Annotated in this window: 13 protein-coding genes; 5 read left to right on the forward strand and 8 right to left on the reverse strand. The window is 47.8% G+C overall.

The window, feature by feature from the left end; translation table 11 throughout:
* Window positions 1-9: 9 nt before the first annotated feature.
* The 5 genes from tkt to EBR25_06760 form a co-directional block, all read right to left on the reverse strand.
* Window positions 10-2,022, reverse strand: a complete 2,013-nt coding sequence (gene tkt / locus EBR25_06740) for a transketolase (GenBank protein NBW40687.1) — start codon at window positions 2,020-2,022, stop codon at window positions 10-12.
* Window positions 2,023-2,158: 136 nt separating this feature from the next.
* On the reverse strand, window positions 2,159-2,458 hold the full coding sequence (locus EBR25_06745; GenBank protein ID NBW40688.1) for a CDGSH iron-sulfur domain-containing protein: 300 nt from the start codon (window positions 2,456-2,458) through the stop codon (window positions 2,159-2,161).
* Window positions 2,459-2,500: 42 nt separating this feature from the next.
* Window positions 2,501-3,346: an alpha/beta hydrolase gene (locus EBR25_06750; protein ID NBW40689.1), complete on the reverse strand. Its 846-nt coding sequence runs from the start codon at window positions 3,344-3,346 to the stop codon at window positions 2,501-2,503.
* A gap of 20 nt (window positions 3,347-3,366) precedes the next feature.
* Window positions 3,367-5,292 carry a type IIA DNA topoisomerase subunit B gene (locus tag EBR25_06755; protein ID NBW40690.1) on the reverse strand — a complete coding sequence of 642 codons (1,926 nt, stop codon included), beginning with the start codon at window positions 5,290-5,292 and terminating at the stop codon, window positions 3,367-3,369.
* The gene (locus EBR25_06760; GenBank protein ID NBW40691.1) at window positions 5,289-7,556 is read right to left on the reverse strand and encodes a DNA topoisomerase 4 subunit A; all 2,268 of its coding nucleotides are present in this window, start codon (window positions 7,554-7,556) and stop codon (window positions 5,289-5,291) included. Before EBR25_06760 ends, EBR25_06755 begins: the two co-directional genes overlap by 4 nt.
* A 186-nt stretch (window positions 7,557-7,742) precedes the next feature.
* On the opposite strand from EBR25_06760, the gene EBR25_06765 reads away from it, so the two are divergent.
* Window positions 7,743-8,027: a hypothetical protein gene (locus EBR25_06765; GenBank protein NBW40692.1), complete on the forward strand. Its 285-nt coding sequence runs from the start codon at window positions 7,743-7,745 to the stop codon at window positions 8,025-8,027.
* A 23-nt stretch (window positions 8,028-8,050) separates the two neighbouring features.
* Window positions 8,051-8,617: a hypothetical protein gene (locus tag EBR25_06770; GenBank protein ID NBW40693.1), complete on the forward strand. Its 567-nt coding sequence runs from the start codon at window positions 8,051-8,053 to the stop codon at window positions 8,615-8,617.
* Between the two features lie 34 nt (window positions 8,618-8,651).
* On the opposite strand, the gene EBR25_06775 is transcribed toward EBR25_06770, so the two are convergent.
* The 3 genes from EBR25_06775 to EBR25_06785 all read right to left on the reverse strand — a co-directional run bounded on the left by EBR25_06775 (window position 8,652) and on the right by EBR25_06785 (window position 11,048).
* Entirely contained in the window at window positions 8,652-10,061 is a 1,410-nt protein-coding gene (locus tag EBR25_06775) for a hypothetical protein (GenBank protein ID NBW40694.1), read from the reverse strand.
* 209 nt (window positions 10,062-10,270) lie between these two features.
* A complete protein-coding gene (locus EBR25_06780; protein ID NBW40695.1) occupies window positions 10,271-10,858 on the reverse strand; it encodes an NADH-quinone oxidoreductase subunit I in 588 nt (195 codons plus the stop codon).
* Window positions 10,845-11,048 (reverse strand): hypothetical protein, encoded by a 204-nt coding sequence (locus EBR25_06785; protein NBW40696.1) that lies wholly within the window; start codon window positions 11,046-11,048, stop codon window positions 10,845-10,847. Before EBR25_06785 ends, EBR25_06780 begins: the two co-directional genes overlap by 14 nt.
* 323 nt (window positions 11,049-11,371) lie before the next feature.
* On the opposite strand from EBR25_06785, the gene EBR25_06790 reads away from it, so the two are divergent.
* The 3 genes from EBR25_06790 to EBR25_06800 are packed head-to-tail and all read left to right on the forward strand — an operon-like array spanning window position 11,372 to window position 13,633.
* A complete protein-coding gene (locus EBR25_06790) occupies window positions 11,372-11,977 on the forward strand; it encodes a hypothetical protein (protein NBW40697.1) in 606 nt (201 codons plus the stop codon).
* Entirely contained in the window at window positions 11,961-12,758 is a 798-nt protein-coding gene (locus EBR25_06795) for a 16S rRNA (uracil(1498)-N(3))-methyltransferase (protein ID NBW40698.1), read from the forward strand. Before EBR25_06790 ends, EBR25_06795 begins: the two co-directional genes overlap by 17 nt.
* Window positions 12,755-13,633, forward strand: a complete 879-nt coding sequence (locus EBR25_06800) for a hypothetical protein (GenBank protein NBW40699.1) — start codon at window positions 12,755-12,757, stop codon at window positions 13,631-13,633. Before EBR25_06795 ends, EBR25_06800 begins: the two co-directional genes overlap by 4 nt.
* Window positions 13,634-13,727 lie beyond the last annotated feature (94 nt).

Genomic DNA, 13,727 nt, shown 5'->3' on the forward strand with positions numbered 1-13,727 from the left:
CAGATTCCATCACTGGAATGATTCAATCCAAGTATACACTTTCTCCGAGATGGCCAAAGGAACAAATCCGAACTTCTCAGCCAAGATACCACCAGGGGCAGACGCTCCAAAGTGATCGATTCCTATCTGCAAGCCGTGCTCTCCAGTGACCTTCTCCCATCCAGTGGTAAGACCAGCTTCTACCGATACGATTTTTGCACCTCTTGGAATAATGCATTCGCGCTCAGAAGCTGGCAAACGATAAAAGGCTTCCAGACACGGAGCTGACACTACTCGAAATGAATACCCGCGCTCAGCAAGCATCTCAGCTGCCTCGAGTGCAAGCGAGACTTCCGAGCCAGTTGCCACCAGTACACAATCCGACACCTCCGGCCGTGCCACCACATATGCACCCTTTCTGATTTCGTCAACTTGAAAATCCGAAGGACGGCTTAAAGCAGCTACTCCCTGCCGAGTAAACAGGAGAGCGCTCGGACGCTCTTTCGACTCAAGTGCCATCATGTAACACATCGCGGCCTCAAGTCCGTCAGCAGGTCTATATACATCCAAATTAGGAATAATCCTCAATGACTGAATGTGTTCAATCGGCTCGTGCGTTGGACCATCTTCACCGACCCAAAAGCTATCGTGAGTAAAGATGAACATACTCTGCAGATGAGACAGCGCAGCTAAACGGATGGTAGGCCTGAGATAGTCAGCAAAGACAAGAAACGTAGCGCCATACGGTATCCAATTACGGGTATACGCCAAACCGTTTACAACGGCTCCCATAGCGTGTTCTCGCACACCAAAGCGGATATTCCTCCCTGCAAAACTTGTCGGGCTAATATCCGAACTGTCTTTAATCAGAGTTTTATTTGAAGGCTCCAGGTCGGCTGATCCACCAACGAATCCAGGCACGTGTTTCGCAATAACTTGGATCGCTGCACCTGAGATTTCGCGAGTTGCTTTTCCGTTCATTCCGCTGAGCGTTGCGACAAGCTCCTGCTGAAGCTCAGCGGGAAGAGTAAGAGAAAGATGAGCCTCTAGCTCTTTAGTTTTCTCTGGGTTCCCTTCTTTCCAAGCAGTGAATAACTTCTCCCAGCGAACACACGACTCTTCTTTATCTGAGATTCGAGCTCGACAAAACTCCTGTACCGCTGCCGGCACTATGAACGCACCAGACTCCGTCCATCCCAATTGCTCTTTGGTCAAATGGAGTTCTTCAGCACCGAGAGGTGCACCATGCACATCAGAAGTGTCTACCTTATGCGGACTCCCAAATCCGATTTTTGTGCGCGCACAAATAATGCTCGGTCGAGCCTGTTCGTTAACCGCTCGCTTCAAACACTGCCTCGTTTCCTCTATGTTATGTCCGTCACAGACCTCTACGTGCCAACCGTACGACTGAAATCGCTCAGGCACCGATTCAGTGAAGCAGACATCAGTCTTTCCACCAATCGAAATCTGATTGTCATCATAGATGTAGGTTATATTTCCAAGCTGAAGATGGCCTGCTAATGAAGCAGCTTCAGAGGCCACACCCTCCATCAGATCTCCGTCACTGACAATGCCGAAGATCCGACCCGAGAAGAGTTCTTGAGAATATCGCTCAGCCAACATCCTCTGAGAGAGCGCAAGCCCCACACCATTGGAAAGCCCCTGACCGAGTGGTCCCGTCGTGGTTTCAACGCCTGGGGTAATGCCAAACTCTGGGTGCCCCGGAGTTCGACTCTCCCACTGTCGAAAGTTACGAATCTCATCCATCGGAAGGTCGTACCCAAAAAGATGCAGCAACGAATACAGCAACATTGAGCCGTGTCCAGCAGAAAGAACAAACCTATCTCTCCCCAACCACTCTGGATTCGATGGCGAGAATTGCAAGAAATCACTCCACAACAATGCGGCATAATCAGCCGCTCCCATCGGCATTCCAGGATGCCCTGAATTTGCGGCCTCAACAGCCTCTGCCGACAAAACCCGAATAGTAGTTGCAAGTTGTTGGATATCAGACTGAGAGGATTCACCCAGGTGCTCGTTCATACTCCCCCTTTTAAGCGATGGTACTGAAAGACATAAACCCTGACCACTGTACTGGAAGCCCAAAGGAAAAACAAAGGAAGAGCTCAAAACAGCTTGAGCAAGAGAAGAGAGGAAGTACTCCTGACATGATTCCTTTTCAGGAATTTCCATCCTCTGAGTGACAGGTCTTCTCTGAACGACAGGCATCCTCTGGAAGGCGATTGTGTGAGCCATCACACAACGGCGACTTCTTCGTGTGCTTACAGGTACACCAAGCTACCCGCTTAGGCTCTTTCAGCTCAAACTTAAGGGGGGTCAGGCCGGTTCCCTTGTGAGAGCCGTCACAAAATGGCTGATTCGTAGAACGACCGCAGGTACACCACCAATACTCCCCTGCTGGCATCTCTTCGATTATTGGGCGCTCTCCAGCGATTACCGGCTTTTCATTCTCTGACATCTCCACCCCTCCTATCCGTAAACCAGACTAAACACTTTCCGACTAAGACTTGTCGCTGCTGTAGTACCTTGAGTTTTCTCTTAAGAAGCTCTCTACCTGCTCTGTGAACCATTCAGGATACTCAATCATTGGAGCATGTCCACAATTCTTGTGCGTTACTAACGTTGAGTTTGGGATTAATTCATTGAACTGATGAGCCACATCCATCGTTGTCACTGTGTCATCTTCACCCCACACGAGTAGCGTTGGGACCTGAATTTCCTTGAGTCGGTCGGCAAGATTGTCTTTTTTTGCACTCCGCGCAGCATGAATGAGATTAAGGGTGTTCATCCTGCTTGAGAGAATCTTTACAATCTCTGCTACAGCCTCTTCAGTTACAAACTGCTGTTGATAGAAAACTTTGGCCATGTGCTCTCGAACGAACTTCTCACCGATTCGGATAGGAAGAGTATCAACAGAATGCTCATAGAGACCCGATGTCGCCGAAAGCACCAAACAATCTACGAGCTCAGGAGCAGCAAGACAAAGCCGCATCGCAACGTGTCCGCCAAGTGAGTTGCCACACAAGACAACCGGCCCAAGGTTATCACGTCGGATGTAATACTCCGTTAACGCGGCAAGCGCTTTAACTTTTACTTCAGAACGATGCCCACTCAGAAGCGGGAAGCCAAAAACTGTTGGCTGCGCAAAACGCGCCATTAACGGAACCGTTGTTTCCCAATTCGACATGGCACCCAACAGGCCGTGAAGCAAAATAACTTCAGGGCCATCGTCTCCATATCGGTCAGCAACGAGCTCTGGATGTTTGCGCTGCACTAACCATCTCGGCTCACATGCACCGTGTCGCTCCGCAGATCGGTCTAATTGGTCAAAAATCGAATTTTCCATGCCCCTTTCAAGTATTCTTTTTATAGATCCAGTTCAAGCCTTGGAGCATGTTCTTGAATCAATTCATACCGGCCAGAACTATCCTTCCCAAATAATGATTCTAGCATAGCATCAGCTTCAGCAACATCATCTATCTGAATTTTCAGTAACTTACGAGTCTTCGGATTCAAGGTTGTATCCCAGAGGGTTCCACTGTTCATCTCCCCAAGTCCTTTAAAACGGGTAATATGGGGATTTTTCTTTTTTGAGGTTTTTAACACGTGATCCTTTTCCTCCTCACTGTAAACCCAGTGAAGCTCCTCACTTTTCCCGCTGCCGAACCGAATCCTATAGAGCGGGGAAAGACCGAGATACAGGTGCCCTTCATCCAATAAGGGACGCATAAAGCGGTAAAAGAAGGCCATTAAAAGTGCGGCAATATGCATTCCATCAGCATCAGCATCGGTGAGAATAACGACCTTTGCGTATCTGAGCTTTGCTAGCTGAAACTTATCACCGATCCCGCATCCAAGAGCGCTTGCAAGATCTTGAAGTTCTTTATTTGCCGCCACCTTATCTGCCGTTGCTGAAATGGTATTTAATACCTTTCCCCGCAGAGGCAGAATGGCTTGAGTTTTCCTGTCTCGTCCTTGCTTGGCAGTGCCACCAGCTGAGTCCCCTTCAACTATAAAAATCTCACTGTTTGAGGGATTCGTTGAAGAACAGTCCGCGAGTTTACCAGGAAGATTTAATCTTCTATGGGCCCCTATCTTTCTTGATACATTTTGAGAAGCTGCTCGAGCTGCAACTCGTGCTTTTGCAGCAAGCACCACTCTCTCAACAAGCATTGCTGCCAGATTAGGATTCTCGTTCATTACGTTCTCGAATGAGCGAGTGAGGGACTCAACAGAACCCACTACCTCTGGATTGTTGAGCTTGTCTTTTGTCTGCCCCTGAAATTGCAATTGACTGATCGCACCAGGGATATTCACAGAGAGAATACAGACAATCCCCTCTCTCACGTCTTCCGCAACAATCTTAACCCCTCGCGGCAAGAGATTATGCACTGAGATATAATTTCGAACGGCCTTCACAATTCCTGAACGGAATCCATCAGCATGACTACCGCCACCACGAGTGTGAATTCCATTTACGTAAGAAAGGACTCGCTCGGCCGTTCCTTCTGTCCAGCAAAACGCAGCTTCAATCCGAATCCCTTCCTCTTGCTCTAACACGAATCGTTCGTCCCCAATCGGGGTTTGTTTTGATTCTGCCAGCAAAAGAGAAAGGTAGGACTGCACGCCATCATCGAAGAAAAACTCTGCTTCAGAGCCAGAGATCTCATTCTTAAATACAAGTGTGAGCCCCTTATTCAAGAAGGCTTTCTCTCTCAACATCTGTTCGATTTCTGTGGCAGAAAATTCAGTAACTCTAAAAATTTCTGGATCAGGTCGAAACTGAATACTCGTACCGTGCTTCCGAATCTTCTTTCCCTTCTTTACAGGACCACGAGCCTTTCCACGTGAGAAAGATTGCGACCATTCAAATCCATCTCGCCAAACTGTTGCATGAAACTCATCTGAAAGTGCGTTTACAACAGAAGCACCGACTCCGTGCAAACCGCCGGCCGAGGCGTAGTTTCTTTCTGAAAACTTACCGCCAGCATGAAGAGTCGTAAGAATAACCTCCAGGGCAGACTTTTTGAGCTTCGGATGCCGGTCTACAGGAATTCCCCGGCCATTATCGGTCAGTGTAATACAGTCACCCTCCCGATGGAGAATCACCTCAATTTTATCGGCGTATCCATTCATAGCCTCATCAACCGAATTGTCTAGAATTTCACGGACCAAGTGGTGCAAGCCTGCCTTTTCCGTTCCACCAATGTACATTCCTGGTCTTCTACGAACGGGATCTAACCCCTCTAAGACCTCAATATCCTGGGCGGCGTAGGATTTCTTTGCGCTCATTGCATTTCCTCAACAGTCATAATTCCTCCTCGAGCAACCACCTTCTTCCCTCTGGTGCCACGTCTCCCCTTTGGTAACGAACCAAAGGTTACTTCTCGCTCCTTTCCCTGCTCAGGAGTGATTCTTACCTTTTTTACCTTTTGAATAGCACCAACGACTTGATCGCCATCTTTGACTCCAATCAGAATTACCCCAAGCGCTGGTTGACTTCGCACAGGCAGGTCTTTCTTCTTAACAACAAGTCCGTATCCAAGCTCTGTAAAAAGTGCAATCTCAGCACTCATCATAAGCACCCCTCTCAGCTCATCACCATCGCGAAGCTTCATGATACGCTTTCCATTCTTTTTCAGGCCAGAGAGTTCATCTACCGTGAATGCAAATCCGAGTCCGTGAGCACTGATCAAGGCAAGCGTTGCTCCTTCTTCGATCTTTGAAGAAGAATTATCTAGAGACAACAACTCCTGTGATGGTGTTTTGCTATGAAGTGCAAAGCTTTCCACAACCCGTTCTCCGTCACGAAATTTTAGGAACTTCTGGATTGGACTCCCATAGCCGCTAGACGAAGGAAACTGATCAACTGAAAGCGAGTATAGGTATCCAAGATTCGTAACAAATATGACTGAATCGACAGTCGACAACGGATGGGCATGAAGAATCTCATCGCCCTCTCGAAGTCGTGTTGTCGCAATATCATTCGTTTGTCGTACACGCTTAATCCAACCATCCCAAGTAACTATGGCAAAGACATCCTCTTCAACAATAAAATCGCTAGCGCTGATTTCTATCTCCTCATAGCTTTTCACTATCTTAGAGCGCCGCGTATCGCCGTATTTCTTTTCTACTGAGTCTAGATCTTTTTCCACGAGGGCACGGATTTTAGCTCTACTCTTTAGAATGCTATCAATCTCTTTCATTCGAACCGTTTTCGCTTCCAACTCACCCCGAATATCTTCAATCGAAGTCTTTGAGAGTTGATACACTCGCATGTCAACCACAGCAAAGCTCTGAACTTCACTGAGTTTGAAGCGTTTCCGCAACTTGGTCGCAGCATCAGTCCTGCCTTCACTCCTTCGAATAATCTTTAAAGCCTCATCGAGCGCATCGTAGATGGCAACCAGCCCCTCCAAGATATGAACACGATGGGCAAGATTCTTCCGCTCATATCGAAGTCGCTTTTCAACCACTTCCTCCCGAAAGTCGAGAAAAAACTGCAGACACTTCTTCAATGAGAGTAGCTCTGGACGACTTGCTCCTGACCCTGTGGGAGTCAGTGCTGTGAAGTTTACGGGAAAGTTAGATTCTAATGGTGTATGCTTGTAGAGATAGGCTATTACAAGCTCTGGATCAGCTCCCGAGGCAAGCTCAAGTACAATCCGAACATCTTCTGTTGACTCATCTCGGACATCGATGATCTGCGGAACTTTCTTGCCAATGATAAGGTCCGCAATCTTCTCTACAAGCTGAGCCTTATTTAATGCATACGGGATAGATGTGATGACAATCGCCTCTTTTCCTCGGGGAAGCACCTCCGACTTCCACTCTCCTCGCATCCGTATTGAGCCACGGCCCGTTCGATAAATCTCATCAATCTCTTTCTTGGAATTGAGAATCAGGCACCCGGTTGGAAAATCCGGCGCTTTTACATATCCGCTTAACTTAGCTGTTGAAAGCTCGGGATCCCTTAACAACGCCTTTAATCCCTTCACTAGCTCACTTAAGTTGTGAGGAGGAATGCTGGTTGCCATCCCAACTGCGATTCCTGATGCCCCATTCATTAAAAGCTGCGGAATGCGACTAGGAAGCACCTCTGGCTCCGTGACGGTTGAATCAAAGTTCTCACGAAAGCCGACTGTTTCCTCACCAATCTCGCCGATAGCCTCAAGTGCAATCGGAAGCAACTTGGACTCGGTATAGCGATAGGCCGCGGCACTATCCCCATCGAGAGAACCAAAATTCCCCTGACCATCAATCAAGGGATAGCGTAAAGAGAAGTCCTGAGCCATCCGAACGAGAGCATCGTAGCATGCGGTATCCCCGTGAGGGTGATAGCGTGCCAGCACCTCTCCCACAACCGCGGCTGACTTCCGATGAGACCCCTCTGGATTCAATTTCAGGTTACTCGCCATGGCGTAAAGAATGCGGCGCTGGACTGGCTTCAGCCCATCCCGCACATCTGGCAAGGCGCGACCCGTCACGACACTCAGGGCATAGGTGAGATACCTGTCTCTTGATTCCTGTTGAAGGGTTGTTTCAATTTCCGCCATTTAGAACTCCAAAAGCAAAAGAAATGGGCTCCCACACTCTATCCCATACACAGGGAGATTTAACCACGCCTAAGCCAGCTCCGACATCCCTCACCTCGTCTAAGTAGCTAATTTTAGCCAGGTATCTTGGTGCAGAACACCTCGACAAACGAGACCGGAGAAGACAATCGGTAATGAGCGGCGGCGGTGGCAAATGGAGCGATAAGAGCCTTCTTCCCGTCAGAAGAGCGGAAATCTGCAACGAATGTCAAGCCGAAGAAGATGCTATGGGCTATTGAAAGTGATGAAGCTCTGGATTCAAGGCAGCAAGATATCGGAATTCCCCCGAAACAACGGGCAAGCCCAGTAGTACAAGCAAAACGAGGACTATCCCTGCTAAAAAAAGCTCTAAAGAACGAAATTTTCTTGGACTCACGTAACTTCTCATCACTTATATTGAAGAATATACTCAATCCCGTTAGATTCCCCTAAAATAGAGGCGATTCAAAAATTCGATGGCACAAACAAGAAATACAGTTCAGGAGCTCCGGCTTGCTCTGGAGAAAGCTCTTGAAGACAAAGAAGTCTTCGTTCATCTCAATGGCCAAGCAGAAGAGGTCTCCTTGCCAATGCAACTTATGGGAAGTCCGAATGTGACGTTAAAGCTCAGTCATTACTACAGGGGGCCTCTGACCATCTCTGAAACCGAGGTTCAGGCTGAGCTCCTTTTTCCAGAGGGAGCCCATACATGCGTGGTGCCGATCAAACATATATGGGGGATAACCCAGATGTCCGGTGAAAGCCGCTTCTGGCCAGAACATGCACCGAGGGAGATTCTGGAGGAGATGGTTCGAGGCGTGGTAACCGATGAGCCAACAGAAGAAGAGGCTCTTACCAATGATTCACAACCTCAATCACCCACTCGGTCGTCATCTGACGATTCAAGTCTTCAATCTGATGCGAAAAAAAGACATGCAGCTCTAACCCGAATCGATAGCCCTGAGAGTAAAGTATCAGCTCAAGACGGCCCTGCTCCCGAAGAGAGGGAAAAACCCTCACCGAGCCTAAAGCGCATCAAATAGCAAACGGCGAATATTAGCTCCGGCCTCTGAACGATTATTCATTGAGAGACGCATCAGTGCGAATGTCGTGAGGGCTCGTATCAAGATTATCTAAGGAGTTGCCCTCTTGCAGCTCAAGAACTGGCGCACCAGTGCTGTTTTGAGCTCTGCGAATCGCTTCATCCCGAACGGCAAATCTTTGTGGCTGAAAATCATTCAGATCTTCATCGGTTAAATGACACCACGCATGCTCTAAACTTTGAACAACTGTTAGTGATTCTGTTTCATGATCAAGGAGCAGAGAAGCGATCCCGATCGGGACTACCCGCTCTTGCGGAGTATTCTCTCCCATCCTGCTAAACCCATAAACCATAACAGATGAATTTCTCTGTTTACCAAATATATCATATGAAATCCGATAAATTGGTAGTAACAGCTCTGCGTCAATTACCACGACTTCCCGGGCAATATCTGAATAGGGATCGCTTGCCTTCAAGTGAAGTATCTTTACTTCCCGATTAAAAAAGTTTGCTTGAGAAAGCCATTGATCTATTCGCACTGCCGCTGATTCTCCCTCGGTTTGAACAGAAAGACGTGCTGCGCTTGGAAATGTTGTCTGTGAAAGCTGGAAGCAGCCCTTATCATTCGATTGACTCGCAAATAATTTCTTAATGAAAAGTGGCACCAGATACTCTCCACCTACTTCCTCACTCAAGGTAAGTCCATCTGATGAGCGCGCGAAGAGTCCGAGATCATCGAGTGACACATCGGAGCGCAGAAGCTTATCTTCACGATTTACCGCATTCATTCGACGCACTCGACCCAGCACAGGAGAAAACATCCATAATTTATCTTCGCCTTGCTTCTCACTGCTCTGCACATGGGGTCGAATGGTCAACCACTGATGTCCCTTCGAGAAAAATCCTGGCGAGATCATCACCCTTTCTCTGAACAGTTGAGGTCTCTCAAAGCGCTCCAGCCGATATGGATACACACGCTTCAGCTCTCCCCGAAGTTCAAAGCTTACCCCCTTTTGCTTCCAGGTTGTTTGCAGAAATCTTTGAGTATACGTACCAAGCCAATCCCTATGCCACTCAAAAGCACTACCCCATTGAGGCCGCTGACCTGACTCCAGTTTCAGCGCTGTCGGAGCAGCGGGATGGAGCGCCTGCGGGATCCCTTGCTGAGCAAGCCAATCAGATAGTGAGCCGTGAGATGCTCGCTTCTGCGATTGAGAGTTCTGGTCGAGCGATTTTTCTTGAGATTGCCGAAAGATCAGAGCACTTCTAGAAAACGGCGTAGACAGCGTGGACAACGTAGAAGTATCCTGAACACTGGTGTCAGGGACATCTCCAAGGCTTGCGACAGGAAAAGCACTTGAGAAAAAAAAGGTACCCACCGCACAGGCATATCGCGCAGCTCGTTGATACCGAATATAGTGAGACCAAAAACTGCTCATCTTCATTTCACTCTTTCGTCCAGCACACTTGTTTGATCCAGCACCGCATTACGAGATGCACCGCGTTACAAGAGGCATCCTGTCGAGAGATGCACTACGTCACGAGATAGAGTGCGGGGAGATGGTCACAAAATACTTATTACCGACTCTCGATAAACACTCGAAAAAAAACTCATGCGGGCAGTACTTGCCACTATCCATGGGCGAGCTGCAATCTACTGAAATGGGCGCGCCTCCATGTTCTGCATCTTCTTCATGTGTTCTTCATACATACGCTCGGCACCCTTCGTCTCAATCTCTCGAGACCGCTCCATCAACACTTCCTTGTCTTCAATAAACAACCGCGGGTCGGTGTCGTAGACTTCAGGATGAAGTCCAGTGTCCATTCGAATCGCATCCACGGGACAAGCCTCTACGCAGTATCCGCAGTAAATGCACAGCAAGGTGTCAATCTCATACCGGTGAGGAAATTTTTCAATCTTCTCATCTGAGTGCTCTGCTGGCTCAATATAAATACACTGCGCCGGGCACGCGGTAGCGCACAGGAAACAAGAAGTACACTTTACAGAACCATCTTGGTGGAGAGTAAGACGGTGCCTCCCCCGATAGCGTGGAGGATACACCCTGCGCTCATTGGGATACTGGATACTGGCCGCCCGCTTAACCCCAACATCAATACCGAGTGTATGGAGCAGATGAAGGGAGAAATTTCTCGTAAGTCGGGTGAAGGTAACCCCAAGTCCTCTGAGAATCTCAACGATATAAATCTTCTCAAGAAACGTTAGCTCTTCACGCCTTTTCATTACTGTGCTGACTCCCAATCAGAATACTCTTTAAATCCATCGAAAGTGTAATCACAAATGACACAGAAGACCACTCACTGACTGAAACTCTCTCTTGAAACCCCTGAAAGCCACTCTCAGTACTCCGTTTGCTGAACCTCTCATCCGAGGAAGGTTGGCTATCAGAGACGAGCTGATAGCATCGCAGCACTGAGTCAACACAAATAGCCTATTAATTCCAGACGGTTAGCTGAATACGCCATCCATTTCGCTCTTCACCCACGACTCTCCGTTCAACGAATGCCACTCACCGTGTTACGAAAGACCGCGAACTCGGGAGGCTTCCTTTCTTAAAATATCGGGAATTTAGTGCTGAAGGGGTGCAAAATCTTACTAAGGCTCCTATAATCCGAAAAAATGTTAACACTATAAACTTTTTGTTGTAGTTCAAAGGTTGGTGATCAATACAATGAAGTATGGTCCGAATGGACGAAACAGCAAATCACAAAGTCTTGATAAGGTCTTAAAAGCATAATGGCACTTAAAATAGAAGTATTCTACTCATTCCAAAGCCCCTATTCATATCTCGCACTTGAGCATATTTACGATCTTGAAAAAAAATATGACGTAGAACTGCTGTGGCAACCTTTTTCTGCTAAGGCATCAGGACAGCAGATCCAGGGCGCGCCTATTAACCCGGACAAGCTCTCATACCTGTATGAAGACACCAGACGCTACGCGGCAGAACACAATATCCCGCTGGAGTTCCCCTCAAACTGGCCTCAGGAAGAATACGATCCGAGCAGAGTTACCCGCGGCGCCGTTGTTGCTGGCGACCTTGGATTTCAGATGGAGTATAATTACAAAGTATCGCACAGATGGTGGGGTCTCGGAGCCAATCCGAATGATGATGAATTCCTGAGTGAGCTATGTGAAGAGCTCGATGTGGATTTGGGAGAGTTCTTAAGCAAGCTGTCGAACTCCGACACACGAGAGCGCGTAAAGGGCATATACAAGCGTGGTAAAAAATTAGGAGTTTTTGACACGCCGACATTCGTTATTGAACAAGAGCGGATAGTGGGTCTCGACAAAATCGCCTATCTAGAAGACAGGCTGATTAGAGGTGGCCATTCAAAGTAGTTCAACACTACCGCAGTTTTTTGTAGAACATCCCTGTAGTGTCGGGTCGTGCGTACCCTTGAGTGAATCAGATAGTCACCACGCGCAGCACGTCCTACGACTTCAAGAAGGAGAACGGGTAAGAGTTGTCTCCTCGTCAAGTAAAGCACACGATTGTTTCACAGGTGAGGTATTCCTTGGAACGATACAAAGAACACAAGATGCACAGATAGAAGTTTGTATTGAAGAGAAATTACTGGTTCCACCTACAGCTCAACCAGCCGTTCAAACGCTCATCTTTGGAATGAGCAAAGGAAAAAAAAACGAGCTCGTAGTTGAAAAAGCTACAGAGCTTGGAGTTGAGTCCGTAATTCTCTGGCAAACAGCGCGCAGCATTCTACGACTAAAAGACTCAAGTGAGGTAAAAAAGCGGGAAGAACGACTCCATAAAGTAGCAGAAGCGGCCGCAAAACAGTCAAAACGCCTCTCGATTCCTCGTGTCCACATCTGCACCTCTCAAGACAATCTCCTCCGAGAACTTCAGAAGTCTTCAACAGGACCGAGGTTGTGTTGCTCACTATCCCCAAACTCAAAGACCCTATCGCAGATAATGCCACCACCAGTACCTCGAATGAGCTGTATTGCGGTAGGACCAGAAGGTGATTTCACCGAAGAGGAAGAGGAGCTACTCGTGAGCATAGACTTTTCTCTCTTGCGATTAGGCAACAACACTCTCCGGTCTGAGACAGCGGCAATAGCGGCGATTGCAATGATACAAGCTATCTGTGAGAGGAACCAATGAGCACTTGGGCTTGCTGTGATATCCAGTATGATCAAAGCGCATCTGAGTGCTCTCGCTGTGGTCGCCACCGAACGGCAAATCAAGCAACTATTGAAGGACTCTTTCAAGAGTGTGCTCAAGAGCTCTCCCAAATAAAAGTCGCCGATTTTGAGATTTCTGCCGCGTCTACTCTCGGTGCTCAACAGGAAGAATCTACTCACCTTCTTTTTGCACTGGCTCGCGAAGCATTTGATGACAGTACCATCGAAAATAGATTTCAGGAGTCGGGAACTCAGAGCATTAATCGGAAGGTAGAGAGCCTAACAGCGAAAAAACACCTTGAAGCCGTTGAGCAGAAACTCCACACAAAAGTGTTTTCCCTAAAGAAAGGGAGCTCCCTCAGTACGCCCCAGACAGCCGCTCTCCTCCCAGTTCCAGCCAACACTCGGCTGAGAGTCTGTGCATTTTTCATCGATCTCATTGGAATCTTGATACTTGCCATGTCAGTTTGTATCGGAATAAGTCTTTTTGAGAATCAACCCCTACTTATCGCCGTCTTACAACCGGACAATCCCATGTACAGTGTTGCGAACGCTTATGTAACTGGAAATCTCCTCTCAAGTGTACTGATCGCGTTCCTCCTCTATCCGCTCCTACCCGCACTTGTCGGTAGGAGGTATTCGCTTGGAACAATCCTGTCAGGGTGTAAATTATATGATAAAAACCTAGAGCGAAGGTTGCCATATGCCTCCTATTTCCTTCGACACACCCTTACCCCAGTTTCTCTTCTTCTACAGCCAGTCCTCGGAGCAGCAATCTTTCGAAAATATGGGACCTTAGATCTTACCGACCGCCTATCGGGTAGCTGGTTAGCGCTAGAAATCGAAAAGAAATAGCCAGTTTCCCCCAAGAAACTCTGAAGGATGGACTTTTATCTCACCCAGTGATAATCAAATAATCTGCAGAGGTTATTATAGTAGAGGTCGGTGC

The organism is bacterium, assembly GCA_009926305.1.
Lineage (GTDB): Bacteria > Bdellovibrionota_C > UBA2361 > UBA2361 > RFPC01 > RFPC01.

Coding starts and splice junctions, on each gene's coding strand:
- EBR25_06745 (NBW40688.1), bottom strand. CDS start 2,458: ATGTCAGAGAATGAAAAGCCGGTAATCGCTGGAGAGCGCCCAATAATC.
- EBR25_06780 (NBW40695.1), bottom strand. CDS start 10,858: ATGAAAAGGCGTGAAGAGCTAACGTTTCTTGAGAAGATTTATATCGTT.
- EBR25_06755 (NBW40690.1), bottom strand. CDS start 5,292: ATGAGCGCAAAGAAATCCTACGCCGCCCAGGATATTGAGGTCTTAGAG.
- EBR25_06790 (NBW40697.1), top strand. CDS start 11,372: ATGGCACTTAAAATAGAAGTATTCTACTCATTCCAAAGCCCCTATTCA.
- EBR25_06760 (NBW40691.1), bottom strand. CDS start 7,556: ATGGCGGAAATTGAAACAACCCTTCAACAGGAATCAAGAGACAGGTAT.
- EBR25_06775 (NBW40694.1), bottom strand. CDS start 10,061: ATGAAGATGAGCAGTTTTTGGTCTCACTATATTCGGTATCAACGAGCT.
- EBR25_06750 (NBW40689.1), bottom strand. CDS start 3,346: ATGGAAAATTCGATTTTTGACCAATTAGACCGATCTGCGGAGCGACAC.
- tkt (NBW40687.1), bottom strand. CDS start 2,022: ATGAACGAGCACCTGGGTGAATCCTCTCAGTCTGATATCCAACAACTT.
- EBR25_06770 (NBW40693.1), top strand. CDS start 8,051: ATGGCACAAACAAGAAATACAGTTCAGGAGCTCCGGCTTGCTCTGGAG.
- EBR25_06800 (NBW40699.1), top strand. CDS start 12,755: ATGAGCACTTGGGCTTGCTGTGATATCCAGTATGATCAAAGCGCATCT.